At 73.2% G+C, this 25,773-nt stretch carries 21 protein-coding genes; 14 read left to right on the forward strand and 7 right to left on the reverse strand.

Translation table 11 applies throughout. From position 1 onward, the window contains the following. Positions 1-4 precede the first annotated feature (4 nt). Together FH610_RS05395 and FH610_RS05400 are read left to right on the forward strand one after the other, a co-directional pair. Entirely contained in the window at positions 5-721 is a 717-nt protein-coding gene (locus FH610_RS05395; RefSeq protein WP_139573247.1) for an ABC transporter permease, read from the forward strand. Positions 722-892: 171 nt separating this feature from the next. Further along, complete coding sequence (locus FH610_RS05400; protein ID WP_139573125.1) at positions 893-1,804, forward strand: EamA family transporter; 912 nt, start codon at positions 893-895, stop codon at positions 1,802-1,804. Between the two features lie 23 nt (positions 1,805-1,827). Here the strand turns inward: FH610_RS05400 and FH610_RS05405 are convergent, their stop codons facing one another. Continuing rightward, complete coding sequence (locus tag FH610_RS05405; RefSeq protein WP_139573126.1) at positions 1,828-2,775, reverse strand: GNAT family N-acetyltransferase; 948 nt, start codon at positions 2,773-2,775, stop codon at positions 1,828-1,830. A gap of 71 nt (positions 2,776-2,846) precedes the next feature. Beyond that, positions 2,847-3,572: a GntR family transcriptional regulator gene (locus tag FH610_RS05410; RefSeq protein WP_139573127.1), complete on the reverse strand. Its 726-nt coding sequence runs from the start codon at positions 3,570-3,572 to the stop codon at positions 2,847-2,849. Positions 3,573-3,734: 162 nt separating this feature from the next. On the opposite strand from FH610_RS05410, the gene FH610_RS05415 reads away from it, so the two are divergent. After that, positions 3,735-4,742 carry a COX15/CtaA family protein gene (locus tag FH610_RS05415; RefSeq protein WP_139573128.1) on the forward strand — a complete coding sequence of 336 codons (1,008 nt, stop codon included), beginning with the start codon at positions 3,735-3,737 and terminating at the stop codon, positions 4,740-4,742. A gap of 6 nt (positions 4,743-4,748) precedes the next feature. Continuing rightward, positions 4,749-5,489, forward strand: a complete 741-nt coding sequence (locus FH610_RS05420) for a SanA/YdcF family protein (protein WP_240808776.1) — start codon at positions 4,749-4,751, stop codon at positions 5,487-5,489. 366 nt (positions 5,490-5,855) lie between these two features. Here FH610_RS05420 and FH610_RS05425 read toward each other — a convergent pair whose 3' ends face one another. Beyond that, positions 5,856-6,947 carry a lytic polysaccharide monooxygenase auxiliary activity family 9 protein gene (locus FH610_RS05425; RefSeq protein WP_139573129.1) on the reverse strand — a complete coding sequence of 364 codons (1,092 nt, stop codon included), beginning with the start codon at positions 6,945-6,947 and terminating at the stop codon, positions 5,856-5,858. A gap of 201 nt (positions 6,948-7,148) precedes the next feature. Continuing rightward, positions 7,149-8,558 (reverse strand): PrsW family intramembrane metalloprotease, encoded by a 1,410-nt coding sequence (locus tag FH610_RS05430; RefSeq protein WP_139573130.1) that lies wholly within the window; start codon positions 8,556-8,558, stop codon positions 7,149-7,151. Positions 8,559-8,698: 140 nt separating this feature from the next. On the opposite strand from FH610_RS05430, the gene FH610_RS05435 reads away from it, so the two are divergent. From FH610_RS05435 to FH610_RS05450, 4 genes are all read left to right on the forward strand, one after another. Then, positions 8,699-10,252 (forward strand): N,N-dimethylformamidase beta subunit family domain-containing protein, encoded by a 1,554-nt coding sequence (locus FH610_RS05435; RefSeq protein WP_139573131.1) that lies wholly within the window; start codon positions 8,699-8,701, stop codon positions 10,250-10,252. 105 nt (positions 10,253-10,357) lie between these two features. Beyond that, positions 10,358-10,756: a nuclear transport factor 2 family protein gene (locus FH610_RS05440; protein WP_139573132.1), complete on the forward strand. Its 399-nt coding sequence runs from the start codon at positions 10,358-10,360 to the stop codon at positions 10,754-10,756. A gap of 2 nt (positions 10,757-10,758) precedes the next feature. Continuing rightward, entirely contained in the window at positions 10,759-11,760 is a 1,002-nt protein-coding gene (locus FH610_RS05445; protein WP_139573133.1) for a zinc-dependent alcohol dehydrogenase family protein, read from the forward strand. A gap of 203 nt (positions 11,761-11,963) precedes the next feature. Continuing rightward, positions 11,964-14,066, forward strand: a complete 2,103-nt coding sequence (locus FH610_RS05450; RefSeq protein ID WP_139573134.1) for an MMPL family transporter — start codon at positions 11,964-11,966, stop codon at positions 14,064-14,066. Here FH610_RS05450 and FH610_RS05455 read toward each other — a convergent pair. From FH610_RS05455 to FH610_RS05465, 3 genes are all read right to left on the reverse strand, one after another. Then, positions 14,033-14,719: a response regulator gene (locus tag FH610_RS05455; protein WP_139573135.1), complete on the reverse strand. Its 687-nt coding sequence runs from the start codon at positions 14,717-14,719 to the stop codon at positions 14,033-14,035. The genes FH610_RS05450 and FH610_RS05455 overlap by 34 nt on opposite strands. After that, complete coding sequence (locus FH610_RS05460; protein WP_205825562.1) at positions 14,716-15,927, reverse strand: sensor histidine kinase; 1,212 nt, start codon at positions 15,925-15,927, stop codon at positions 14,716-14,718. Before FH610_RS05460 ends, FH610_RS05455 begins: the two co-directional genes overlap by 4 nt. 93 nt (positions 15,928-16,020) lie before the next feature. Further along, complete coding sequence (locus tag FH610_RS05465) at positions 16,021-16,974, reverse strand: heme o synthase (protein WP_139573136.1); 954 nt, start codon at positions 16,972-16,974, stop codon at positions 16,021-16,023. Positions 16,975-17,187: 213 nt separating this feature from the next. Between FH610_RS05465 and tkt the strand changes: the two genes are divergently transcribed. The 6 genes from tkt to pgl all read left to right on the forward strand — a co-directional run bounded on the left by tkt (position 17,188) and on the right by pgl (position 25,551). Continuing rightward, positions 17,188-19,329: a transketolase gene (tkt, locus tag FH610_RS05470; protein ID WP_205825563.1), complete on the forward strand. Its 2,142-nt coding sequence runs from the start codon at positions 17,188-17,190 to the stop codon at positions 19,327-19,329. A 10-nt stretch (positions 19,330-19,339) separates the two neighbouring features. Beyond that, entirely contained in the window at positions 19,340-20,443 is a 1,104-nt protein-coding gene (gene tal, locus FH610_RS05475) for a transaldolase (protein WP_139573137.1), read from the forward strand. A gap of 7 nt (positions 20,444-20,450) precedes the next feature. Next, on the forward strand, positions 20,451-22,076 hold the full coding sequence (locus tag FH610_RS05480) for a glucose-6-phosphate isomerase (protein WP_139573138.1): 1,626 nt from the start codon (positions 20,451-20,453) through the stop codon (positions 22,074-22,076). 205 nt (positions 22,077-22,281) lie between these two features. After that, a complete protein-coding gene (gene zwf / locus FH610_RS05485; protein WP_139573251.1) occupies positions 22,282-23,802 on the forward strand; it encodes a glucose-6-phosphate dehydrogenase in 1,521 nt (506 codons plus the stop codon). A gap of 49 nt (positions 23,803-23,851) precedes the next feature. Then, positions 23,852-24,775: a glucose-6-phosphate dehydrogenase assembly protein OpcA gene (locus FH610_RS05490; RefSeq protein WP_139573139.1), complete on the forward strand. Its 924-nt coding sequence runs from the start codon at positions 23,852-23,854 to the stop codon at positions 24,773-24,775. Beyond that, positions 24,772-25,551, forward strand: coding sequence for a 6-phosphogluconolactonase (gene pgl / locus FH610_RS05495; protein WP_139573140.1), 780 nt, complete (start codon positions 24,772-24,774; stop codon positions 25,549-25,551). The genes FH610_RS05490 and pgl overlap by 4 nt, the downstream gene beginning before the upstream one ends. The last annotated feature ends 222 nt before the right edge of the window (positions 25,552-25,773 follow it).

The following is a 25,773-nucleotide window of genomic DNA, read 5'->3' on the forward strand; positions in this document are numbered from 1 at the left end:
CCGGATGGTCCTCGCCCAGGCGGGCGCGGAGATCCGGGCCATGCTGCGCAACGGCGAGCAGCTCCTGCTCACCATGATCATCCCGGTCCTGCTGCTTGTCGGCTTCTCCACCGCTCCGCTGGTGGACATCGGCGGCGGCGCCCGCGTCGACTTCGTCGCCCCCGGCATCCTCGCGCTCGCGGTCATGTCGACCGCGTTCACCGGGCAGGCGATCGCGACCGGCTTCGAGCGCAGGTACGGCGTGCTCAAGCGCCTGGGCGCGACCCCGCTCTCGCGGGCCGGGCTGCTGCTGGCCAAGACCGTCGCGGTCGTCGCCGTGGAGGCGCTGCAGGTCGTGGTGATCGTCGCGGTGGCGCTCGCGCTCGGCTGGTCGCCGCACGGCGACCCGCTGTGGGCCGTGCCGCTCCTGTTGCTGGGCACGGCGGCCTTCAGCGGCCTCGGCCTGCTCATGGCCGGCACACTGCGGGCGGAGGCCACGCTGGCCGGGGCCAACCTCGTCTACCTGGTGCTGCTCGGGCTCGGCGGCGTGCTGTTCCCGCTGGACCGGTTCCCGGCCGGGGTGCAGCACGTGCTCGGGCTGCTGCCGATCAGCGCGCTCACCTCCGGCCTGCGGACCGTCCTGAGCGACGGCGGCGGCTTCCCCGGCGGCGCGCTGCTCGTGCTGCTGTGCTGGACGGTGGCCGCGCTCGCCCTGGCCGCCCGCACGTTCCGCTGGGAGTGACACCCGGGCCGCCGGAATGACACGGGTGGCCGGAAATGACACCGGACCGCAGGGAGTGACACCGGACCGCAGGGAGTGACGACGCCCGGGGCCCTACCTGCGGCCTGACGGCCGGCGCATATGATTGCGGCGTTTGTCCGTGATCAATGCCATTTTTGTGGGGTCGCCGGCATGACCGCTGAATCCCTTCCGGGAGCCGAGCCGTATCGCATGAGGCCGTCGCCGGGCAGGGCCCTGCGGGCCACCTCGGACGCGATACCGCCGTCGGGGCTGGTGCTGCTGGGCATCCTGTCGGTCCAGGTGGGCGCCGGACTGGCCAAGAACCTGTTCACGCAGCTGCCCCCTTCGGCCGTGGTCTTCCTGCGCATCGCCACCAGCGCCGTCATGCTGCTGGCCGTCGTCCGGCCCAGGGTGCGCGGGCTGTCGCGGCGCGACCTCGCCGTCGGCGTCGCGTTCGGGCTCAGCCTCGGCCTGATGAACCTGTCGTTCTACGAGGCCCTCGCCCGGCTGCCGATCGGGATCACGGTGGCCATCGAGTTCATCGGGCCGCTCACCCTGGCCGTGGTGTCCTCCCGCCGCCGGCTCGACCTGCTGTGGGTGGCGCTGGCCGCCGCGGGCGTGATCCTGCTCGCCCCCTGGGGAGGGGCGGGCACCGCGAGCTGGGTCGGCATCGGGTGCGCGGCGCTGGCGGGGACGTGCTGGGCCGCCTACATCGTGTTCTCCGCGGCCACCGGCGCCCGCTTCCCCGGAGCGAGCGGGCTGTCGTTCGCCATGATCGTGTCCACGATCGTCGTCGCGCCCATCGGGGTCACCGCGGGCGGGAGCGACCTGCTGCGGCCCGAGATCCTGCTGATCGGTGCCGGGGTCGGCCTGCTCTCCTCGGTCATCCCCTACTCGCTGGAGCTGGAGGCCCTGCGCCGGATGCCCAAGCGGGTCTTCGGCATCCTGATGAGCCTGGAGCCCGCTGCCGCCGCGCTCGTCGGCCTGTTCGTCCTGCACGAGGTGCTCCAGGTCCGCGAGTGGGCGGCGATCGGCTGCGTGGTCGTCGCCTCCATCGGCGCCACCCGCGCCGGCGACGGCTGAGCCGTACGGGTCAGGCCGGTGGACTACAGCCGGAGGACGGCGTCGGTCCAGGTGGACACGGGCCGGAACCCGAGCGCCCGGTTGACCGCGAGGATCGCGGCGTTCGACGCGTCGTTCGCGGTGGTCACCAGGGCGACGTCGGGCCGGTCCGCGGCCAGCAGCCGCAACGACTCCCGCTTGATCCAGGTGGCCAGGCCCCTCCCCCGGTGCGCGGCGACGACCGCCGTGTCGTCCACGCCCGCGACGGCTCCGGTGTCGGGCGACACGCGCAGCTCGGTATAGCCCGCGACCTCTCCCGCGGCATCCAGGGCGACCGTGACGCGCTGCCGGCGGCCCCGCAGCACCAGCGCCTCCTCGAAGTCGCGCACCGTCTCGACGGTCCACCGGGGCTCGTCGGCCCCCTCCGTGTGCGGTGCGTCCGAGATCGCGTTGCGGGCCCGGGCGTACGATTCGACGAGGTCGTCCGGGGCCCGGGTGATCCACGAGCACAACCGGTATCCGGGCACCGGACGCGCGTCGCCTCTCGGCGGAAGGGTCAGCACGGAGACGATCTGGCTGTTCCCCGGCGTCGCGCCCACGGCGGCGGCGAAGGCGGCGCCGCTCGGGCCCGCGTGGCGGCCCACCAGACGGGCGCACCCGAGCGTCCGCGCGTGCACGGCGACGGTCTCCAGCAGCGCCCGGCCGAGGCCGCGCCGTCGGCGGGACGGCGCCACACAGATCTCCACCGAGGCGCCCGCGGCCCCGCGGATCCACGACAGCCCGGCGTACCCGCCCTCGCCGGCTCCCCCCTCGACAACCCAATGCAGGCGGGTCACGAGCGCCGGCGGGTGCAGCACGACGCCCCGCCACACCTGCTCGGTCGCGAACGGCTCCTCCGGCGCGTCGAGGCGGTGGCACTCCGCGCGCAGGCGGTAGATCTCCGGCAGCGGATCGCGGTCGGCGGCGAGGTCGACCGGGCTCGGCGTCTCCACGCGGTGATCCTAGGAACCGCGCACCCGTCGGCGCCTCCGGTTTTCCGGAGGCCACGCCGGCCGCGTTACGCCTACCCGTGCGGCCCGGCCTCCGGCTGCGCCGGGTCGGCCGACCAGATCGCGCGCACGTGCTGGAGATGGTGGTTCATCAGGCGCTCGGCCGCCTGGACGTCGCCGCGTACGAGGGCGTCGAGAAGGTCGAGGTGCTCACGCGCCGAGGCCGCCATCATCCGCGCGTCGGGCAGCCCGCGCAGCCCGTAGAGCCGGGCCCGGGCGCGCAGGTCCCTGACCGTCTCGACCAGCCGGACGTTGCCCGACAGGGCCAGCAGCGCGAGGTGGAACCGCTGGTCGGCGGCCACGTAGGCGAGCAGGTCACCCCTCCCGGCGGCCGAGACGATCTCCTCGGCGAGCGGGCGCAGGGCCTCGGCCTCCGCGCCCCGGGACTCTCCGGCGAGCCGGGCCACCGTGGGCACCTCGATCAGCCGCCTGATCTCGATGATCTCGTCGAGGTCGCGCTCGGACACCTCCGCGACCCGGAAGCCCTTGTTGCGCAGGGCCTCGAACAGGCCCTCCTTGGCGAGGTCGAGCATCGCCTCCCGCACCGGCGTGGCCGAGACCCCGAACCTGACCGCCAGCGCGGGGGCCGAATAGACGACGCCGGGCCGCATCTCCCCGGCCACCAGCGCGTCGCGCAGCGCCTGCGCCACCTGCTCGCGCAGGTTCTGCCGCGCTCCGGCGCCCGGCGCGCGGAGGCCGTCACGCTCGCGGCCCGCCGGTCCGTCCCACGCCCCGCCCATCGACCGGCCACCGCCCTCCTCGGTCCCGTACGGCCGATCGTACCGGCCCCTGCCAGGGAAACGATCAGCGCGTACCCGGGCGGGCCCGAAGGAGCGGGGCGGCGCTGAACTCGCCGGACGGCGCGCGGCCCGGAGAAGGGACCACCCACACGGCCGCCTACGATGAATTCCGTGAATCCCACGACTGACCGGATCCGCGGCACGCTGCTCGCCTTCTATCGCTCGTTCATGTTCCCGACGAGCGAGTCGATGCGGCGGTGGGCCCTGGCGGCGATCGTGGTCAACGTCGGCATCACCGTCACCGGCGCCGCCGTCCGCGTCACCGGCTCCGGCCTCGGCTGCCCGACCTGGCCGCGCTGCACGCCGGACAGCTTCGTGCCGGCGAGGATCGACACCCACGCGCCCCTCAACATGGCGATCGAGTTCGGCAACCGGCTGCTGGCGTTCCTCGTGCTCGCGGTCGCGGTCCCCTGCGTGATCGCCGCGTGGCGGCTGTCGCGGGGCGAGCGCGGCCGCCCGGTTCTGCTACGGCTCGCACTGCTGCAGCCGGCCGGCGTCCTCGTCCAGGCCCTGTGGGGCGGCGTCGTGGTCCACACGATGCTCAACCCGGTGACCGTCAGCGTCCACTTCCTGCTGTCCATCGGCATGATCGCCGCCGCCGTCGTGCTGTTCGCGCGGGCGGACGAGGGCGACGCCCCTCCCGAGCGGGTGGTCCACCGGGACATCCGCACGCTCGGATACGTGCTGACCGCGGCCGCCCTCGCGCTGCTGCTGGCCGGGATGGTGGTGACCGGCACCGGGCCGCACTCGGGAGACGAGGCGGCCTCCCGCTTCGGCTTCGACATCCAGAGCGTGGTGCGGCTGCACACGGACATCGCCTACGTCGTCGTCGGGCTGACGTTCGCCCTGGTGTTCGCCCTGCACGTCACCGACTCCCCCGGCCGCGCCCGGCGCGCCGCGCTCGTGCTGCTCGGGGTGGAGCTGTCCCAGGGCGTGGTCGGGTACGTGCAGTACTTCCTCGCGGTCCCCGCGGCGCTGGTGCTCCTGCACGTGCTGGGAGCGACGCTCGTGTGGGTCTGCGCGCTGCGCGTCGTCTTCCTGATGCGGACCCGGGGCCCCGCGCCCGCCCCCGCTCCCGAGCGGCCGGAGCTCCACCACGCGGGCGTGTGACCCGAGGTGGCCGGCTTACCGGGCTCCTCGTCCCGCAAGGGCGTCCTGTCCCAGGTCATCCGCCCCTGGACCTGGTCACGTACGGCCCTGCGCCGGGGTTTCCAGGGGCTGGTCGCCCTGAGCGTGCTGCCGCTGGCGCCGATGACCTGGGCCTGGCTGACGAGCGCCGCCCACCGGGTGACGGCGGAGCCGGGCACGCGCTGGACCGCCGAGGTGCCCGCGATGCCGGCCGCGCTCGTGCTGGGCGCGGGCGTCTGGAACGGGCAGCCCAGTGCGATGCTGGGCGCCCGGCTCGACATCGCCGCCGAGCTGTACCGCACGGGAAAGGTGCGGGCCCTGCTGCTGTCAGGCGACAACAGCCGCAGGGACTACGACGAGCCTTCGATCATGCGTGACTACCTGATCGCGCACGGCGTCCCGGCCGGAAAGATCGTGCTCGACTACGCCGGGTTCGACACGTGGGACTCCTGCGTACGGGCCAAGGAGATCTTCGGCGCGTCCCGTCTCGTCGTCGTGACCCAGGTGTTCCACCTCCCCCGGGCCGTCGCGCTGTGCCGCGCGGCCGGGCTGGACGCGTTCGGCGTCGGCGACGACTCCAGCCGCGACTGGCCGATGGAGACGGTGGCCTACGCCGTCAGGGAGTTCCCCGCCTCCGCCAAGGGCCTGCTGGACAGCATGGTCCTGCACTCCTCCCCGCGTTTCCTCGGCCGTCGCGAGACCGCGCTCGACCGCGCGCTGGCCGGCTGAATCGCGCCTCGCCGGGCGGCCTCCACGAGCGGCACGGCGGGCGGCACGGCGGGCGGCTCGGCGGGCGGCACGGCGAAACTTTCATCGGGCGGCACGCCCTGAGCTGGGCGGACAGGACCGGCGGAGGCCCGTCCACTGGCCGGTGACGGCGCGGCACGTTAGGGTCCGGGCCACGTGGGAGCGCTCCCACCATCCCCAGAGGGAGGTGAGGCCACACCCACAGTGGCTATCGCACCGCGGGTACGAGGCGGATCCTCCTCCGCCCACCCATCGCGCAACGCCCGGGGGCCGCCGTGACGGCATCCCCGGGCGTCTCCCGCGGACTCACCCCGGCGCCGGGCCGTGCCCGGCGAGATCAGGCCCCGCTCAGCCGCAGCTGATGTCGCTGATCGACGGCGTGGCCGACCCGCTGCCGAGGAACCCGGCCGTGGCCGAGGCCCCCGGGGCCAGCGAGGAGTTCCACGCCGGAGCGTGGATCATCGCGAACGGCCCGCTCTGCATGGACGTCCCGTTCCACGCCTGGGTGATCGTCGCGCCGTTCGACATCTGCCACTGGACGTACCAGCCGTTGAGCGGGCCCGTGCCGGTGTTCTTGATCGTGACCTCGCCCTGGAAGCCGCCCTGCCAGGTGTTGGTCAGCTTCACCGTGGCCGTGCACGCCGGGTTGCCGGACGTCGGGGAGGCCGAGGGGCTCGGCGACGGGCTCCTGGTGGGCGAGGCGCTCGGCGAAGGGCTCGGCGAAGGGCTGGGCGAGGCGCCGTCGTTGAGGAAGTTCACGTCCGAGCAGCCGTAGAAGGTCTCCTGGCTGTCGGACCGGTACCAGACGGCGTAGATGATGTGCCGGCCGCTCTTGTTGGGCAGCTTGCCGGAGAAGCGGTAGGCGCCGTTGGTGACCGCGGGCTCGGGGTCGACCGTGAGGAACGGCTGCTCCTCCATGTCGGCCCACGTCAGCGGCTTGGTCGGGTCCCATCCGTCTTTGGTGACGTAGAGCTTGAAGCCGCCGGGGTGCGGCACCCACGCGCCGTAGACGAAGTCGTAGGTGCTGTTCGCCTTCAGCGTGGTGGTCGGCCAGTCGGTCCTGGGCGCGTCGTAGGCGGCGTACTTGCTGAAACCGCCGCTGCACAGCTGGCCGTCGGGGATGAAGCCCCGGGTTCTGCCGCCTCCGTCGGAGCGGAGCACGCCATACCAGTCGTAGAGAGGCTGGGTGCCGCCGGCCGCCACGGCGTCCTTGCAGGCGGGGTTGTTCGGGATGATCTGGCCGCCGGTGAGACCGTCGGTGTAGCACGCGTACGTGCGGCTCGCGGGGGCCTGCAGGGCGCCGTGCGCCTCTGCCGCGGTCTGCGTCAGGACCGCGACGAGACCGGCGAGCACGGCCGCCACCGCGGCGAGTACGGCGAGCTTTCGCCCCGATCTCAGGGACAGCGATCTCCAACGCGGGGATTGCGCTGTGGTGCTCATGATGGGGGGTTCTCCTCATGGTGGGCGGGCACGCCTTCGGGGAAGGTCGCGCCGTCTTGGGCTGTCGTACGAGAAGAACGCGTGCGACATCGCCGCACGCCCTCCTGGAGCCCACCCATCAAGTGGCCACCGCGCACAGTGATTGAAACACGCACCGGCCGTCCGGGCCAAGCGGTACCGCGATCGTGCCGCGGCGCGGAATCAGCGCCGCGGGTCGCCGGGCCCGGCACCCGGCCCGGCGCCGGGGCCGCCCTGTGGCGGGCCGTGTGGCGGACCCTGTGGCGGGCCCGGCGGCTGTCCGGGACCGCCCAGCGGGTGCCCGTATCCGGGCGGCGGCCCGCCCGGCGGCGGACCGTAGCCCGGCCCGCCCGGTTGCCGTCCATACCAGGGCGGCACCGCGGGGCCACCGCCGGGCCACCGGCCCGGGGGCGGGGCGCCCGGCGCGTACCCCGGCGGAGGCACCCCCCGCGCGGCGTTCGCCTGGTGACGCTCCGGCAGCGGGAACGACAGCCTGGCGTAGGCCATGAGGTCCGCGAGCGACCGCTGCTGGACGCGGAAGGTCTCCTCGTCCACCCCGCCCCGGGCCGCGCGGGCGTGCAGCAGCCCGAGCTCGGTGGAGGCGACCTGGTAGTCGATCATCGCCCGTGCCCCGGCCCTGCCGCCGTGGGCCTTGGCCCACGCCCTGGCCTGCCGCCGGCGGCGCAGGGACGACAGCATGAAGATGTCGGCCTGGTTGATCAGCCCGTTGCGCTCGTACGGCGGCAGGTAGTGCTGGATCAGGCCGACGATCCGCCGTCTGTCCCGGAAGATCACGATGAGCTCGACGATGAGCAGGATCATCAGCAGCAGGTAGGCGATGGCGAGCCCGCCGAGGCCGCCGAAGGAGGCGAAGCCGTTCCAGAGGCCGTGCAGCAGCATGGCGCCGATCCACCCGATGACGATGACGACGACCCCCACCGCGCCGCCGCGCTGGGCGGCGTACGCGACGGCGATGCCGATCAGGGAGGTGAACAGCGGATGGGCGAACGGCGACAGCACGGCCCGCAGCACGAGCGTGGCGGCCAGCCCCTGCGCGCCGTTCTCCTCGAGGGCGGCGAGGTAGTAGCTGACGTTCTCCGACATGGCGAAGCCGAGCCCGACCATGCTGGCGTAGATGATCCCGTCGGTGGGCCCGTCCAGCTCCTGCCGCCGGAACCACAGCAGCCCGAGCAGGACCAGCCCCTTGGCCGTCTCCTCCACGGGCGGGGCGCCGAACGTGGCGACGAGGTTGCGCGCGCTGGTCGTGTCCCCGAGCTGATGGGCCACGTAGACGAGGTTGAGCGAGTTGAGCACGCCGGCGAGCAGGACGGCGATGCCGGCGCCCCAGGCGAACGCGAAGATCAGGTTGCTGCGCGGTTCCGGTTCCATCCGGTCGAGGGCGAGCACGCCCGCGAGCAGCAGCGGCACGGGGGCCACGGCGAGCCCGAGCGCGATGAAGAACTGGACCGGCTCGCCGTTGATGATGTCGAAGGAGAACGACACCAGGGCGCAGATTCCGGCGACGACCAGACCCACGATGAGGCCGATGGACGGACGCTCCCTGAGAACGGCGCGGGGGTCGAGGCCTGCCACTGTGCGACTGTAACCGACCACGCCCGCCGCGGTCCTCCTCCGGCCTCAAAAGATCCCCATGCATTCCGTGCCGAGGCAAGTATCTCGCAGGCGTGCCGGCCGTCCCCGGCACGTCCCCGTTGCGGGCACAATGGGCGATCATGGATGTCGCACCACGTGACGGGCTCGGACGACGCGGTTTCCTCCGTGTCGCGTGCGCCGCCGCCGTCGGCTCGGTCGCCGCCGCATGCGCGCCCGGGTCCCGGGAAGGCTCCACTCCCGCCTCCCCTTCGCCCTCCTCCACCTCCACCTCGCCGGGCAGGAGGCCGGTGGCGGAACGGCTGCTGCCCGGCGACCCGGACTGGCGGGTGCGCAGGCGGGGACCCGACGAGGCGATCGAGGGCTACGGCGACCGCGCGAGCGTGCTGCCCGGGGAGTCGTTCGGGCTGCACGTCTCCACCGCCGAGGGCCGCTACCGGGTGACGGCCTACCGGATGGGCTGGTACGGCGGGACGCTCGCCCGCAGGGTGTGGCGTTCGGGGTGGATGAGGGGACGCGACCAGGGCCGCGGACGGCTCGCCGGCGACACCCGCACCGTACGCGCCGGGTGGCGGCGCTCCCTGACCGTGTCCACGGAAGGCTGGCCGGAGGGGGCCTACCTGCTGCGCCTGGACACCGAGCGCGGCCACCAGCGGTACGTGCCGCTGGTCGTGCGCTCGGCCTCCGGGGCCGGCCGCACGGTCCTGGTCCACGCCACCCCCACCTGGCAGGCGTACAACCGGTGGGGCGGCTACAGCCTCTACTACGGCGAGGACGGCCGCTACGAGAGCCGCTCGCTCGCGGTCAGCTTCGACCGGCCCTACGACAGCACCGGAATGGAGAAGTTCCTCATCCACGAGCGGCCGGTGGTGGCGCTTGCCGAACGACTCGGCCTGCCCCTGGCGTACACGACGGGCGGCGACCTGGAGGCCGGCGACGACGTGCTCAGCGGCGCCTCCTCGGTGATCTTCCTCGGGCACGACGAGTACTGGACGCCCGGGGTGCGCCGCACGGTGACCGAGGCCCGCGACGCCGGGGCCAACCTGGCCTTCCTGGGCGCCAACACCTGCTACCGCCGCGTCCGGATGGAGGAGGACGGCAAGCTGGTGGTCTGCTACAAGACCGCGGTGGACCGCGACCCGCTGCTCCGCACGCGCCCGTCGCTGGCGACGACCGACTTCCGGGCGGCGCCGAAGGCCGATCCCGAGTCGTCGCTCATCGGGGTCTACTACGACGGCTATCCCGTGGACGCGCCGTTCGTGGTGCACGAGCCCCGTCACTGGATCTTCGCGGGCGCCGGCGTGCGCCGTGGCGACGCGTTCCCGCACCTCGTGGGCGTGGAGTACGACCGGGTGAACACCGACGTGCCGACGCCCAGGCCGCTGCAGATCCTCGCCCACTCGCCGGTGACCTGCGTGGGGCGGCCCAGCTTCGCCGACGCGGCCTACTACACGGTCCCGAGCGGGGCCGGGGTGTTCGCCTCGGGGACCATGCGGTGGGCCGAGACGCTCATGGCACGCACCCGCGACCTGCCGCGGGCCCACGGGATCGACGCGCGTACGCGGGCCTTCGTCACCACCGCGACGACCAACCTGCTGAAGGGCTTCGCCGAAGGCCCCGCCGCCGAGCGCCTTCCCACACCCGACGACAACGTCCGCCGCACCTACCGCGCCTGACGCCGAGAACCCGGCCTGACGGTGGGGCCGGCCCTGTTGACGAGTAGATCGATTGGTCGATATAAAAGCATAGACCGAACGTTCTATTCATACGAAGGAGCCGAAGTGCCGCAACGGACCACGGCCGAGGTCATCGACCGTTTCAACCACGCGTTCGTCCACCACGCCCCCGAGGTCCTCGACGACCTGATCGCCGAGGACTGCGTGATGGAGGCGATCCAGCCGGCTCCGGACGGAGAGCGCGTCGAGGGACGCCAGGCGTGCCTGACGTTCTGGCGGGCGCTCGCCGACGACCGCACCACCCAATTCGGGCCCGAGGACGTCTGGGTCGACGGCGACCGCGCGACTATCCTGTGGCGCTACCGCTTCGGCGACGGCCCCGAGGACTCGGTGCGCGGAGTCAACCTCATGCGGGTCCGGGACGGGAGAATCGTCGAGGCCCTCGGCTACAGCAAGACCGGCGCCCCCGTCCCGCTCGCCACCGACTCCGAGGCCCGGGCCTGACGATGCGCAGCTACCACCTGGACAGCGGCGCCGGGCTCGCGGGTCTGACGATCAGAGACCACCCCGATCCGGTCCCCCGCGCCGGTCAGGTCGTCGTCGCCGTACGCGCGGCGTCTCTGAGCTTCCGGGAACTGATGATCGCCCGCGGCGACTACGTCCTGCCGGTGAAGCCGGACGTGGTCCCGGTGTCCGACGGGGCCGGCGACATCGTGTCGGTCGGGCCCGGGGTCGGCTCCCGGCGGATCGGCGAACGGGTCACCGCCACCCTCTTCCCGAGCTGGCAGGACGGCCCGTTCGGCATCGAGCACCTGCCCCAGCGCGGCGGCTCGCTGGACGGCATGCTCACCGAACGCGCCGTGGTCGACGAGGACGCGTTGGTGCCGGTCCCCGGCCATTTGTCGTACGAGGAGGCGGCGACGCTCCCGTGCGCCGCGGTCACCGCCTGGAACGCCGTGACCGGCGCGGACGGCCTGCGTCCTGGCCAGACCGTGGTGACGCAGGGATCGGGCGGGGTGTCGCTGTTCGCCCTGCAGTTCGCCAAGACGCTCGGCGCCCGGGTGATCGCCACCACCAGCGGCCCCGAGAAGGCAGCCCGCCTGCTCGGCCTCGGCGCGGACGAGGTCATCGACTACCGGGCCGTCCCCGACTGGCCCGCGAGGGTCCGCGAACTCACCGGCGGGCGGGGCGCCGACCGCGTCATCGACGTCGCCGGCCTGTTGGAACAGTCCCTCAAGGCGGTGGCGGTGGCAGGGCACGTCGCCTGCGTGGGCTTCGTCTCCGACACCGCGCCTCCGCTCGATGCGCGCACGCTCTTCGCCTCCGGCGCCACCGTGCGCGCCGTCGCGGTCGGCAGCCGAGCCCAGTTCCTCGCCATGAACCGAGCCGTCGAGGTCAACGACCTGCACCCGGTCATCGACCGCGTGTTCCCCTTCGATCAGGCTCACGACGCCTACCGCTATTACGCCTCAGGCAAGGCGTTCGGCAAGGTCGTCATCACCGTGTGACCTCGGCGCGTACGTCACCGGGCGACCCGGTCGCGACCGCACCGGATCAGCGCGGCCGCACCTACCGCGCCTGATCCGTACGGCGGACGGCCCGACGGCGTACGCGCCGCGCCGTAGCGGCACATGACGTTCCACGGGGGACGCCCGCGACGCCCCCCGCCCACCACCGTTGATCTCCCATCGAGGACGACGAGAGGTGCGGAATGGAGACGTTGCGGCGCCTGGCCGGTCTGCCGGCCGGGCGGATCGGCAAGTGGGCGGTGATCGCCGCCTGGCTGGTGATGCTCGTTCCCCTCGGCGCGCTGGCCGGGGGCATCGGCCGGGTGCAGGACAACGACGAGACCAACTGGATGCCCGCGAGCGCCCAGTCGACCCGGGCCGTGGAGCTGGCCAGGTGGGAGTTCCCCGCTGGGAGCGACAGCACGCTGGTCCTCGTGTACGCGCGGGAGGGCGGCCTGAGCGCCGCCGACCGCGAGACCGTGCTGGACGATCGGGACCGGCTCCGGGCCCTCGCGGGCGGGAACGTGACCGGCCCGGCGCCCTCGGCCGACGGGGAGGCGCTCACGCTGACCGTCCCGGTGCCGGGCCGCGCCATGGAGACCGGCGAGGCCGGGGAGATCGTGGCCCGGGCCCGGGAGATCATGCGGGCCGGACTGCCCGCCGGGCTCGCGGCGGCCGCCACGGGGCCCGCCGCCTTTCGCGCGGACGCGACGGCAGCCAACGGGCGGATCGACGGGACGCTGACCCTGGTCACCGTGGGGGTGGTCGCGCTGCTCTTGTTCGTCACCTACCGCAGCCCGGTCCTGCCGCTCGTCCCCCTCGCCTGCGTGGCGGCGGGCGTGGTGGCCGCGCAGGCCGGGGCCGTGCTGGCCGGCAGGGCGGGCGCCGAGGTCAGCGGCTCCGGTTCGATCCTGATGATCGTCCTGGTCTTCGGGCTCGGCACCGACTACGCGCTCCTGCTGATCTCCCGCTATCGGGAGGAGCTGGCGGAGCACGCCGACCGGCACCGCGCGATGGCGCTCGCGCTGCGGCGCACCGTGCCGTCCGTGGCGGCCTCCGCCGCGACGATGGCCCTCGCCGCGCTGGCGCTGCTCGCGGCGGACATGAACTCCACCAAGGGGCTCGGCCCGCTCGCCGCGGTCGCCGTCATGGCGGCGCTGCTGGCGATGACCACCCTGCTGCCGGCGCTCCTGACGGCGCTGGGCCGGGGCGTCTTCTGGCCCGCGATCCCCCGTCGTCGGGCTCCCGGCGCCCGCAGCACGCGGATCTGGCAGCGGATCGGGGCGCTCGTCTCCCGTCGGCCGCGCCGCGCCTGGGCCCTGGCCGGGCTCGCGCTCGCCGCGCTGACCTGCGGCACGGTCTTCCTGCGGGCGGGCGTCCTCGACGGCGGCGACAACTTCACGCGCAAGCCCGAGTCGGCGGCCGGGCAGGAGATCATCCGCGCGCACTTCCCCGGCGGCACCACCGCTCCCGCCCTCGTCTACGCCCCGGTGCGGGCCGCCGCGTCCGTCGCCGCCCTGGCCAGGACGGCGCCCGGGATCGCCTCGACCGGCTCCGCCGAGACCTCCGCTTCGGGCCGCTGGGTGCGGATCACCGCCGTGCTCGCCGACACCCCGGCGAGCGAGCCGGCCAGGCGATCGGTGGCGGGGTTGCGCGCCCGGCTCGCCCGGGCGGCGCCCGGCGCGCTGGTCGGGGGCCAGACCGCGGCGCTGCTCGACCGCGACGCCGCGATGGACCGCGACCTGGCGGTGATCGCCCCTCTCGTCATCGGCGTCGTCACCCTCGTCCTCGGCGTCCTGCTCCGCGCGGTCGTCGCGCCCCTGCTGCTGCTCGGCTGCGCCCTGCTCTCGTCCGGCGCGGCCGCCGGTCTGTCCACGCTGCTGTTCCACGCCCTCGGGTTCCCCCGCACCGACCAGACCGCGCTCACGCTCGGCTTCCTGTTCTTGGTCGCGCTGGGCGTGGACTACACGATCTTCCTCATGGCCCGGGCGCGCGAGGAGGTCGCGCGGCATGGTCACCGGGAGGGAACGGTGACCGCGCTCGTCGCGACCGGGGGCGTCATCACCGGCGCCGGCGTCGTGCTCGCCGCGACGTTCCTGGTCCTGACCATCACCCCGGTGGTCCTCAACATCCAGCTCGGCCTGCTGGTCGCGCTCGGCGTGCTCGTCGACGCGTTCGTGGTGCGCACGATCCTGGTCCCCGCCCTGGCCCTCGACATCGGCCCCGCGACCTGGTGGCCCGCCCGTCCCGTGCCCGCGCCGCGCCCGCGAAGTCAGCCCTCCGGGATCGGCAGCCCGCCCTGGTAGGCGAACACGACGAGCTGGGCGCGGTCGCGCGCGCCCAGTTTCGTCATCGCACGGCCCACGTGCGTGCGCACGGTGGCGGCGCTGACCACGAGCCTGAGCGCGATCTCGTCGTTGGACAGGCCCGCGGCCACCCACCCAACCACCTCGCGTTCGCGCTCGGTGAGCGCGGACAGCCGCGCCCTGGCCTCGCCGGGCGGCCCCGGCCGCCCGGCGAACCGTGCGATCACCCGCCGGGTGACCGCGGGCGACAGCAGGGACTCGCCCTCGGCCACCACCCGCACCGCCCGCAGCATCTCGTCGGGCTCCGCGCTCTTCAGCAGGAAGCCCGAGGCGCCCGCCCGCAGCGCGTCGAACACGTGGTCGTCCAGATCGAACGACGTCAGCATGACCACCCGGGTCGTGGGGGCCTCGGCGACGATCCGCCGCAACGCCTCGATCCCGTCGAGCACCGGCATCCGGATGTCCATGAGAACCACATCGGGGCGCCACCGGCGGACGGCGGCCACCGCTGCCGCCCCGTCGGCCGCCTCGGCCACCAGGTCGATGTCCGGCTCGTCCTCCACCAGCATGCGCACGCCCATGCGTACCAGCGCCTGATCGTCCACCACCGCCAGCCGGATGACGGGCCCGGGTCCGTCCCCCGCCGGCCTCATCCGCGGGTCCCGCCGCCGGCGCGTGGTTCGCAGGGCAGGACGGCCAGGACCCGGAAGCCGCCTCCCGGGCACGGGCCCGCCTCCAGAGCGCCGCCCACCGACGCCGCGCGCTCCCGCATTCCGGGCAGGCCGTGCCCGCCGCCCTGTCCTGCGCCATGCCCGCCGCCCCGGACGTCACCGTCATGCCCCGGGCGGCCGGTCCCGTCGTCGGTCACCGTCACCGACACCGTGTCCGGCCCGTACGTCACCCGCACGTCCGCCCGGGACGCACCGGCGTGACGCACCACGTTGGTCAGCGACTCCTGCACGATCCGATATCCGGCCAGATCCACCGCGACGGGCACCCGGCGTCGCGCTCCCTCGACGACCAGGTTCACCGGCAGGCCTCCCCGCCGCACCGCCTCGACGATCTCCGGCACCCGCTCCAGGCCCGGCGCCGGGGCCAGGCCCTGGTCCAGCGTCCCGGGCAGCGTCCGCAGCGCCACCCGCAGTTCCTCCAGCGCCTGGGCGCTGACCTCCCGCACGGCCCGCAGCGACTCCTCCGCCCTCTCCGGCCGTCTGTGCAGCACGTGCAGGGCCACCCCCGCCTGCATGTTGATGACCGCGAGGCTGTGGCCCACGATGTCGTGCACCTCCCGGGCCATCCGCAGACGCTCCTCCTGGACGTGGCCCAGGCGCTCGGCCTCGGCGGCCCGCGCCCTGACCCGGCGGTACGCACGCACGGCCACCCCGGCCGCCCACGGCGCGAGGAGCCACAGGGCGGCCAGCGCGGGCACGCCCATCTCCGGCGCGGCCGGCGCCGCAGTCCAGGACGAGAACGACAGGTAGGCGACGGCCACCGCCGCCAGCGCCGCCGCCGACACCCGTTCCGGGCGCCAGGCGGCGACCGAGTAGACCGCCACCGACGTCAGTTCGAGCACCGGGGCGTACGGATGGCCGCGGGCCAGGAAGGCGATCGTCGCCGTGAAGGTCGTCGCGAGGGCCGCGAGCGGCCACGCCCGCCGCGCCACGAGCCCGGCCGCCGCCACCGCGACCAGCGCGTACCCGGCCGCGTCGAGCCGCAGGCCACGCTCGGACAGGGCGGACGCCGAGCCCAGCGCGGCGAGGACGCCGAGGACGGCCGCGAACAGGGCGTCGAGCGGTTCCAGCCGGCGCGGTTCGCCGCCGGGCCCCGCCCATGCGGCACGCCACACCGCCATCCGTTCCATGGCTCGAACGTACGCAAGGACGCGGCCGGCGGCATCAGCGCTGCGACGTATTCCGGCGGCACGCCCGACGTAGGCGGGCCGGGCGGGAAGGGATCAGGCGACCAGGGAGTCGAGCGCGACGGCGAGGAAGAGCAGCGCCAGGTAGATGTTCGACCAGTGGAAGAACCGCATCGGGCGCAGGTCGACGCCGGTCTTGCCGGCGTTCACCCGGCCGAGCAGGCGGTAGACCTCCACCAGGCAGACCGCGCCGAGCACGAGCGCGGCGGCCGGGTAGAGCAGGGAGGTGCCGGCGATCGGCCACAGCAGCAGCGAGCACAGCACGGTGGCCCAGGTGTAGGCGACGACCTGCTGGACGACCCGGCGCTCGGTGGTGACCACCGGAAGCATGGGCACGTCGGCGGCCGCGTAGTCCTCGCGGTAGCGCATGGCGAGCGTCCAGGTGTGCGGCGGCGTCCAGAAGAACACGACGCCGAACAGCACGACCGGGGCCCACGACAGCCCGCCGGTGATGCCGGCCCAGCCGATCAGCACCGGCATGCAACCGGCGATGCCGCCCCACACGATGTTCTGCGACGTGCGCCGCTTGAGCACCAGCGAGTACACGAAGACGTAGAACAGGATCGCGCCGAGCGCCAGCGCGGCGGCCAGTCCGTTGACCGTGAGCGCGAGCCCGAGCGTGGAAAGAGTGCCGAGAATCACACCGAAAATCAGCGCGCCCATCGGCGACACGTCGTGCTTGGCGAGCGGCCGCCTGCGGGTTCGCCGCATCGTCCGGTCGATGTCCCGGTCGATGTAGCAGTTCAGGACGTTCGCGCTGCCCGCCGACAGGGTGCCGAACACCATGGTGGCGGTCGCGGCCCACAGGTCGGGCAGGCCATGCGCCGCGAGGAACATGACCGGCAGGGTCGTGATCAGCAGCAGCTCGATGATCCGGGGCTTGGTGAGCGCCACGTAGGCCTTCACGAGCGCCCCGATGGAGCGGGGAGCCGTGGCCGTCGCGGCGGACCCGAGGGGGGCCACCGTCTGCTTGTTCGTCAAGACAGTCAAGGCGCTTCCAACACGTGCGGGGTCAACGCGTAACCTCTGATTAGGGCGGATCTCCGGGCAGCCTGTCTCCGGGCAGCAGCCGGCACTTGCGAAATCACTGTAGTCGCCACCGCAGGTGGTCCCCGAACCGGGGCCGAAGCCGCAGGCACCGTTACCGAGGTGGCTACCAAACGGTATTACGAGGAACCCGTTAGGGTCCCCTGTGGGCGGGAAATGCCAGAACCGGCGCGAAAACAAGAGGGGATCGAGCAGTTGAGCAGCGGAAGCCTTGAGTGGAGTGACCTTGACCGGCAGGCGGTCGACGTCGTGCGGGCCCTGGCGATGGACGCCGTGGAGAAGGCGGGATCGGGTCACCCCGGCACCGCGATGAGCCTCGCGCCCGCCGCCTACCTTCTGTTCCAGCGGGTCCTGCGTCATGACCCCTCGGATCCCAAGTGGGCGGGACGAGACAGGTTCGTCCTTTCCTGCGGGCATTCGAGCCTGACGCTTTACATTCAGCTCTACCTGTCCGGCTACGGCCTGACCCTGGACGACCTCAAGGCGCTCCGGCAGTGGGGCAGCCTCACCCCGGGCCACCCCGAGTACGGCCACACGGCCGGCGTGGAGACCACGACCGGCCCGCTCGGCCAGGGCATCGGCAACGCGGTCGGCATGGCCATGGCGGCCCGCCGCGAGCGGGGCCTGTTCGACGCGGACGCCGCCCCCGGCGCCTCGCCGTTCGACCACATGATCTGGTGCTTCGCCTCCGAGGGTGACCTCGAGGAGGGCATCAGCCACGAGGTCAGCGCCCTGGCCGGCCATCAGAAGCTCGGCAACCTGGCCGTGGTCTTCGACTCCAACCACATCTCCATCGAGGACGACACCCAGATCGCCCTGTCCGAGGACATCACCAAGCGCTACGAGGCGTACGGCTGGCACGTCCTGGAGGTCGACTGGACCGCGACCGGCGAGTACGAGGAGGACGTCCAGGCGCTGTACGACGCGCTTGAGGCGGCCCGCGCGGAGACCGAGCGGCCGACGTTCATCAAGCTCCGCACGATCATCGGCTGGCCGGCGCCGAACAAGCAGAACACCGGCAAGATCCACGGCTCGGCCCTGGGCGCCGACGAGGTCGCGGCGACCAAGCGCGTCCTCGGCATGGACCCCGACAAGAGCTTCGCGGTGCCCGCCGAGGTGCTCGACCACGCGCGTGAGGTCGTCGAGCGCGGCCGGGCCCTGCGCGCCGAATGGGACAAGGGCTACCAGAGCTGGCGCGAGGCCAACCCCGAGCGGGCGGAGCTGTTCGACCGGATCTCCAAGCGCAAGCTGCCGGAGGGCTGGGACAAGGCGCTGCCGTCGTTCGAGATCGGCTCGCAGGTCGCCACCCGGAAGGCGTCCGGCGAGGTGCTGAGCGCGCTCGCGCCGGTGCTGCCGGAGCTGTGGGGCGGCTCGGCCGACCTCGCGGAGTCCAACAACACCACGATGAAGGGCGAACCGTCCTTCATCCCGGACGAGTACCAGACCAAGGAGTTCCCCGGGAACCGGTACGGCCGGACGCTGCACTTCGGCATCCGCGAGCACGGCATGGGCGCGATCCTGAACGGCATCGCGCTGCACAACGGCACCCGCCCGTACGGCGGCACGTTCCTGGTGTTCAGCGACTACATGCGGCCGTCGGTGCGGCTCGCCGCGCTGATGAAGCTGCCGGTGACCTACGTCTGGACGCACGACTCGATCGGCCTGGGCGAGGACGGCCCGACCCACCAGCCGATCGAGCACCTGTGGGCGCTGCGCGCGATCCCCGGCCTGGACGTCGTCCGCCCGGCCGACGCCAACGAGACGGCGGCCGCGTGGAAGGCCGTCCTTGAGCACGACGACCGCCCGGCGGGCCTCGCCCTGACCCGGCAGAACGTCCCCACCCTGGACGGCGCGGGCGACCCCGACGCCGTCGCGCGGGGCGGCTACGTCCTGCAGGACGCGTCCAACGGCCAGCCCGCGGTCGTGATCATCGGTACCGGCAGCGAGGTCCAGCTCGCCGTCGAGGCCCGCACGATCCTGGAGTCGCAGGGCATCCCGACCCGCGTGGTCTCCATGCCGTGCGTGGAGTGGTTCCGGGAGCAGGACGCCGCCTACAAGCAGACCGTGCTGCCCCCCGCCGTCAAGGCCCGGGTCGCGGTCGAGGCGGGAATCACGCTGGGCTGGCGCGAGTTCGTTGGAGATGCGGGCGAGGTCCTGGGGCTCGAGCACTTCGGCGCCTCCGCGCCGTACAAGACGATCTACGAGCAGTTCGGCCTCACCGCCGACCGCGTCGTCGCCGCCGCCAAGGCCAGCCTGGCCAAGACGGGCGCCGACAAGGGCGAGACGACCGGAAACTGAGGGACGAAGGATGAATGAGAATCTGAAGCGGCTGACCGACGCCGGAGTCTCCATCTGGCTGGACGACATCAGCCGGGAGCGGCTGCGCTCCGGCAACCTCGCCGCCCTGATCCGCGACAAGAACGTGACGGGGGTCACCTCCAACCCCACGATCTTCGCCTCCGCGCTGAGCAAGGGCGACGCCTACGACGCGCAGCTGCGCGACCTCGCCGCCCGCGGGGTGACGGTCGAGGAGGCCGTACGCGCGATCACCACGTTCGACATCCGCTGGGCGGCCGACGTGCTGCGGCCGGTCTTCGACGCCACCCGCGGCGTCGACGGGCGCGTGTCGATCGAGGTGGACCCGCGCCTGGCCCGCAAGACCGAGGCGACGATCGCCGAGGCCCGCGCGCTGTGGTGGCTGGTCGACCGGCCCAACGTGCACATCAAGATCCCGGCGACCGTCGAGGGCCTGCCGGCGATCACCCAGGCCATCTCCGAGGGCATCAGCGTCAACGTCACGCTGATCTTCTCGCTGGAGCGGTACCGCCAGGTGTTGGACGCCTGGCTGAGCGGCCTGGAGAAGGCGAAGGCCAACGGCCTCAACCTGGCCACGATCGAGTCGGTCGCGTCGTTCTTCGTCAGCCGCGTCGACACCGAGATCGACAAGCGCCTCGACAAGATCGGCACGCCGGAGGCCGCCGAGCTGAAGGGCAAGGCCGCCGTGGCCAACGCCCGCCTGGCGTACGCCGCGTACGAGGAGGTCATGAACTCGCCGCGCTGGCAGACGCTGCGCGCGGCCGGCGCGCACCCGCAGCGCCCGCTGTGGGCCTCCACCGGCGTGAAGAACCCCGACTACCCCGACACCCTGTACGTGGAGCAGCTGGTCACGGCCGGGATCGTCAACACCATGCCGGAGAAGACGCTGGACTCCTCGGCCGACCACGGCCGGATCTCGGGCGACACGATCCGCCCCTTCTATCAGCACGCGTGGGACGTCATGGCCTCGCTGAAGCAGGCCGGCATCGACTACGACGACGTCGTCCGCGCGCTGGAGGAGGAGGGCGTCGAGAAGTTCGAGACGTCCTGGACCGAGCTTCTCGAAACCGTCGACGGCGAGCTGCGGAAGGCCTGAGCTGCATATGACAATCGAGGTAACCCTCGGCGACGAGGCGGACGCCGTCACGGCGGTCAAGGACAAGCTCGTGGCCGAGGGGGTGCCCGCGGCCCTCGCCGCGGGCGACTCCACGCTGTGGGGCCCGCAGGCGCAGTCCGAGGCCGCGATCCGGCTGGGCTGGCTCGACCTGCCCCGCAGCAGCCGGGAGCTGCTCCCGGAGATCGCCAAGCTGGTGGAGCGGGCCCGCGCCGAGGGCCTTGACCACGTGGTGCTCGCCGGCATGGGCGGCTCCTCCCTCGCACCCGAGGTGATCTGCGCCACCGAGGACGCGCCGCTGACCGTCCTCGACACGACCGACCCGCACCAGGTGCGGCGCGCGCTCGCCGACCGGCTCGACCGCACGATCGTCGTGGTGGCGAGCAAGAGCGGCGGCACGATCGAGACCGACAGCCACCGGCGCGTCTACGAGCAGGCGTTCCGCGACGCGGGGATCGACCCGGCCGAGCGGATCGTGGTCGTCACCGACCCCGGCTCCCCGCTGGAGCGGACGGCCATCGAGGCCGGATATCCGGTCGTGCTCGCCGACCCGAACGTGGGCGGCCGCTACAGCGCGCTCACCGCGTTCGGCCTGGTCCCGAGCGCCCTGGCGGGCGCCGACGTGACCAGGCTGCTCGACGACGCCGCCGCGGTGGCGCCGCTGCTCGCGCAGGACGAGGGCAACCCGGGCCTGGAGCTCGGCGCGCTGCTCGGCGCGCGGGCGCTGCACGGGCGCGACAAGCTGATCCTGCGCGACGCGCCGTCCGACATCACGGGCCTGCCCGACTGGATCGAGCAGCTCATCGCCGAGTCGACCGGCAAGGAGGGCAAGGGCATCCTGCCCGTCGTCGGCGCCGAGGCCGCCGAGGCGGACGACCAGTTCCTCGTCACCATCGGGCCCGACAGCGGCACGACCGTCGACGGCCCGCTCGGCGCGCAGTTCCTCGTCTGGGAGTACGCCACGGCCGTCGCGGGCCGGGTGCTCGGGATCAACCCGTTCGACCAGCCCAACGTCGCCGAGTCGAAGGAGAACACCACCCGGATCCTGCAGGAGGCCGGCGACGGCCCGCTGCCGACCGGCACTCCGGTGCTCACCGACGGCCCGGTCGAGGTGTACGGCGACCTGCCCGGCGACCTCAAGAACCTGGCCGACGTCCTCACCTGGCTGCTGCGCGCGATCCCCGAGCGCGGCTACCTGGCGATCATGGCGTACCTCGACCGCGAGGCCGCGTTCGACGCGGCGGTCGTCGGCGAGGCGTCCTTCGAGGAGATGACCGAGACCTGGGCGAGCGCCGACGTCGCCACCCTGCGGGCGCTGCTCGACTACCGCACCGACCACGCGGTCACGTTCGGCTGGGGCCCGCGATTCCTGCACTCCACCGGCCAGTACCACAAGGGCGGGCCGGCGTCGGGTGTGTTCCTGCAGATCACCGGGGCGGTGACCGACGACGTCGAGGTCCCGGGCAAGCCCTACACGCTGGGCAGGCTGCAGCTCGCGCAGGCGCTGGGCGACCTGGGAGCCCTGACCTCCCGCGGCAGGCCGGCCGTGCGTCTGCACCTCACCGACCGCGTCGCCGGGGTCAGGCACCTGCTCTCCGTGGCGGAGGAGCTCTGACCATGCGATGCGTTACTGGCGAAGGGCCCGTCCGCGGGGAGGACACATGACGGAGCAACAGGAGCCGCAGGCCCCCGCCGGCGACGCCCTGCAGACGCAGGAGTCGCGCAGCGCCGCGCAGGAGGCGGGGGACGACCTGACGAGCGCGGAGCGGGCGGTCCTGGCCGCCGCTCAGGCCGCCACGACCGCGACCACCGAGCTGACCATGGCCGCCAACCCGCTGCGCGACCCGCGCGACCGGCGCCTGCCCAGGGTCGCCGGGCCGTGCGTGCTCGTGCTGTTCGGCGTCACCGGCGACCTCGCCAAGCGCAAGCTGCTGCCGGCGATCTACGACCTGGGGAACCGGGGGCTGCTGCCCCCGGGCTTCTCCCTGGTCGGCTTCGCCCGCCGCGACTGGGCGCACGAGGACTTCGCCCAGGTCACGTACGAGGCGGTCAAGGAGCACGCGCGGACGCCGTTCCGCGAGGAGGTCTGGAAGCAGCTCAGCGAGGGCATCCACTTCTGCCCGGGCGAGTTCGGCGACGACGGCGCCTTCGACGTGCTCGCCATGATGCTCAAGGAGATCGACGAGACCCGGGGCACCGGCGGCAACTACGCGTTCTACCTGTCGGTGCCGCCGAAGTTCTTCCCGCTCGTGATCGAGCAGCTCAAGCGGACGAACCTGGCCAAGGGCCCCGAGGGCTCCTGGCGCCGGGTCGTCATCGAGAAGCCGTTCGGGCACGACCTGAAGAGCGCTCAGGAGCTCAACGCGATCACCAGCGCGGTGTTCCCGGAGAGCTCGGTCTTCCGGATCGACCACTACCTCGGCAAGGAGACCGTCCAGAACATCCTGGCGCTCCGCTTCGCCAACACGCTGTACGAGCCGATCTGGAACCGCGGCTACGTCGACCACGTCCAGATCACGATGGCCGAGGACATCGGCATCGGCGGCCGGGCCGGCTACTACGACGGCATCGGCGCGGCCCGTGACGTGATCCAGAACCACCTGCTCCAGCTTCTCGCGCTGGTCGCGATGGAGGACCCCACGTCCTTCGACGCCGACGCGCTGCGCCGGGAGAAGGAGAAGGTGCTGCGGGCCGTCAAGCTGCCCGCCGACCTGGCCGCCGGCACCGCCCGCGGCCAGTACGTGCGGGGCTGGCAGGGCGGCGAGCCCGTCGTCGGCTACCTGGAGGAGCAGGGCATCTCCCCCGACTCCGCCACCGAGACGTACGCCGCGGTCAAGCTGGAGGTGGCCAACCGCCGGTGGGCCGGGGTGCCGTTCTACCTGCGTACGGGCAAGCGGCTCAGCCGCCGCATGACCGAGGTGGCCGTCGTCTTCCAGCGGGCGCCGCACCTGCCGTTCAGCAAGGACGACACCGAGATCCTCGGGCACAACGCGCTGGTCATCCGCGTCCAGCCGGACGAGGGCATCACGGTGCGCTTCGGCTCCAAGGTGCCGGGCACGGCCATGGAGGTCAGGGACGTCAACATGGACTTCGCCTACGGCGAGTCGTTCATGGAGTCCTCCCCCGAGGCGTACGAGCGGCTGCTGCTCGACGTGCTCATCGGCGACCCGCCGCTGTTCCCGCACCAGCGGGAGGTGGAGCTGTCGTGGAACATCCTCGACCCGATCGAGGAGTTCTGGGCCTCCCAGGGCCAGCCCGAGGGGTACGCGTCCGGCTCCTGGGGTCCCGCCTCGGCCGACGCGATGCTGGCCAGGGACGGACGCGCGTGGAGGCGGCTGTGAGCGTGGCTGTCAGCGCGGCGCATCTGGGGTGGAGCGAGCGGAGAGCGGTGTGACGACCTTCAACCTGACCGAGACGACCGCGTCGAAGATCTCTTCGACGCTCACCCGCCTGCGGCACCAGATGGGCGCGCCCGCCGTCGGCATGGTGCTGACCCTCGTCGTGGTGGTGGACGAGGCGGGGCAGTACGACGCCCTGCGCGCGGCCACCGACGCGGCGCGGGAGCATCCCTCGCGCATCCTCATGGTGATCATCCGCGATCCCGCCGAGTCCAACCGGCTGGACGCGGAGATCCGCGTGGGCGAGTCGGCGCCGGGCGAGGTCGTGCTGCTGCGCCTGTACGGCGAGCTGACCGAGCACGCCGACTCGGTGATCACGCCGTTGCTGCTCACCGACACGCCGGTGGTGGTGTGGTGGCCGGGCGAGTGCCCGGAGATCCCCGCCAAGCACCCGATCGGGCACCTGGGCAGCCGCCGGATCATGGACGCCAGATCGGCCGGAGACGCGGTCGCCGCCATCTCCTCGCGGGCCGGCAGCTACGTCCCCGGCGACACCGACCTGGCCTGGACCCGGCTCACGCCGTGGCGCAGCCTGCTGGCCGCAGCCTTCGACCAGCCCATGGGGAAGATCACCGGGGGCGTGGTGGAGGCCGCGGCGGGCAACCCCAGCGCGCCGCTGCTGGCCGCCTGGCTGTGCGACCGGCTGGAGGCGCCGATCGAGATCGCCGACTCCGGCGGCCCCGGCCTGACGGGCGTGCGGCTGTCCATCGAGGGCGGTGGCGAGCTGACGGTGAGCAGGACCGACGCCAGGCTCGCCACGCTGTCGCGGCCCGGCAACCCCGACCGGCGGGTCGCCCTGGCCCGCAGGCCGACCTCGGAGCTGCTGGCCGAGGAGCTGCGCAGGCTCGATCCCGACGACATCTACGCCGCCTCGATCCGCCGGCTGGCGGAGATGAAGGGGCGGGGACGGGCGTGACCGGCGTTCCCACCGTCATCGTCCACCGCGACGCCGAACTGCTGGCCCAGGCCGTGGCCGCCCGCCTCATCACGCGGCTGGTGGACACGCAGGCGGCCCGCGGTTCGGCGCACCTGGTGCTGACCGGCGGCACCGTGGGCATCGCGACGCTGGCCGCCCTCGCGGGGACGGCGGCGCACGACGCCATCGACTGGCGGGCGCTCGACATCTGGTGGGGCGACGAGCGGTTCCTGCCGACCGGCCATCCCGAGCGCAACGAGACCGGGGCACGCCAGGCCCTGCTCGACCACGTCGACGTGGACCCGGCGCGGGTGCACCCGATGCCCGGCCCCGACTCGGGGATGACCGCAGAGGAGGCCGCCGACGCGTACGCGATGGAGCTGGCCAAGGCGGCCAGGCCGGAGGACCACGGGCCGGTGCCGTCGTTCGACGTGCTGCTGCTCGGCATGGGCCCCGACGGCCACGTGGCCTCGCTGTTCCCCGGCCAGCCGGCCGTCTACGAGGAGGAGCGGCCGGTCGTGTCCGTGCACGGCTCCCCCAAGCCGCCGCCGACCCGGCTGTCGCTGACGTTCCCCGCGCTGCGGGCCGCCAGGGAGGTCTGGGTCGTCGCGGCGGGCGAGGAGAAGGCTCAGGCGGTCAGGATGGCACTGTCCGACGCCGGACCGTTCCAGGTGCCGGCCGCCGGGGCGCACGGGCGGCAGCGCACGCTGTTCCTGCTCGACCGCGCCGCCGCGCACAAGATCCCACCGTCGTTGGGGCGGATCGCCTCCCCCTGACGGGAGATCACAACGGAACGGACGGGCCGGGGCACACGCCTCCGCCCGGCCGTTCCACTTCCCGCCGACCGAGCACGCCGGCAGATAACTGTCACAGTCGGAGGCCGCAGGCGGAGAGACGTCACTGCGGAGAGACGTCACTGCGCCGGGCGGAAGCTCCGGTCCTCGCGAAGCCCGCTGCGCTGGGCCTTCGCTGCGGTCCTCCCTCCCGCCCGCTCCGCT

This window comes from Microbispora catharanthi (assembly GCF_006334915.2).
In the GTDB taxonomy this organism is placed as follows: domain Bacteria; phylum Actinomycetota; class Actinomycetes; order Streptosporangiales; family Streptosporangiaceae; genus Microbispora; species Microbispora catharanthi.

Bases quoted from the DNA above. Each gene is read 5' to 3' on its own strand.
- FH610_RS05425 (WP_139573129.1), bottom strand. From the start codon at position 6,947: ATGAGCACCACAGCGCAATCCCCGCGTTGGAGATCGCTGTCCCTGAGA.
- FH610_RS05410 (WP_139573127.1), bottom strand. From the start codon at position 3,572: ATGGGCGGGGCGTGGGACGGACCGGCGGGCCGCGAGCGTGACGGCCTC.
- FH610_RS05480 (WP_139573138.1), top strand. From the start codon at position 20,451: ATGACAATCGAGGTAACCCTCGGCGACGAGGCGGACGCCGTCACGGCG.
- tal (WP_139573137.1), top strand. From the start codon at position 19,340: ATGAATGAGAATCTGAAGCGGCTGACCGACGCCGGAGTCTCCATCTGG.
- zwf (WP_139573251.1), top strand. From the start codon at position 22,282: ATGGCCGCCAACCCGCTGCGCGACCCGCGCGACCGGCGCCTGCCCAGG.
- FH610_RS05450 (WP_139573134.1), top strand. From the start codon at position 11,964: ATGGAGACGTTGCGGCGCCTGGCCGGTCTGCCGGCCGGGCGGATCGGC.
- tkt (WP_205825563.1), top strand. From the start codon at position 17,188: ATGCCAGAACCGGCGCGAAAACAAGAGGGGATCGAGCAGTTGAGCAGC.
- FH610_RS05395 (WP_139573247.1), top strand. From the start codon at position 5: ATGGTCCTCGCCCAGGCGGGCGCGGAGATCCGGGCCATGCTGCGCAAC.
- FH610_RS05415 (WP_139573128.1), top strand. From the start codon at position 3,735: ATGAATTCCGTGAATCCCACGACTGACCGGATCCGCGGCACGCTGCTC.
- FH610_RS05455 (WP_139573135.1), bottom strand. From the start codon at position 14,719: ATGAGGCCGGCGGGGGACGGACCCGGGCCCGTCATCCGGCTGGCGGTG.
- FH610_RS05435 (WP_139573131.1), top strand. From the start codon at position 8,699: ATGGATGTCGCACCACGTGACGGGCTCGGACGACGCGGTTTCCTCCGT.
- FH610_RS05445 (WP_139573133.1), top strand. From the start codon at position 10,759: ATGCGCAGCTACCACCTGGACAGCGGCGCCGGGCTCGCGGGTCTGACG.
- FH610_RS05400 (WP_139573125.1), top strand. From the start codon at position 893: ATGACCGCTGAATCCCTTCCGGGAGCCGAGCCGTATCGCATGAGGCCG.
- FH610_RS05460 (WP_205825562.1), bottom strand. From the start codon at position 15,927: ATGGAACGGATGGCGGTGTGGCGTGCCGCATGGGCGGGGCCCGGCGGC.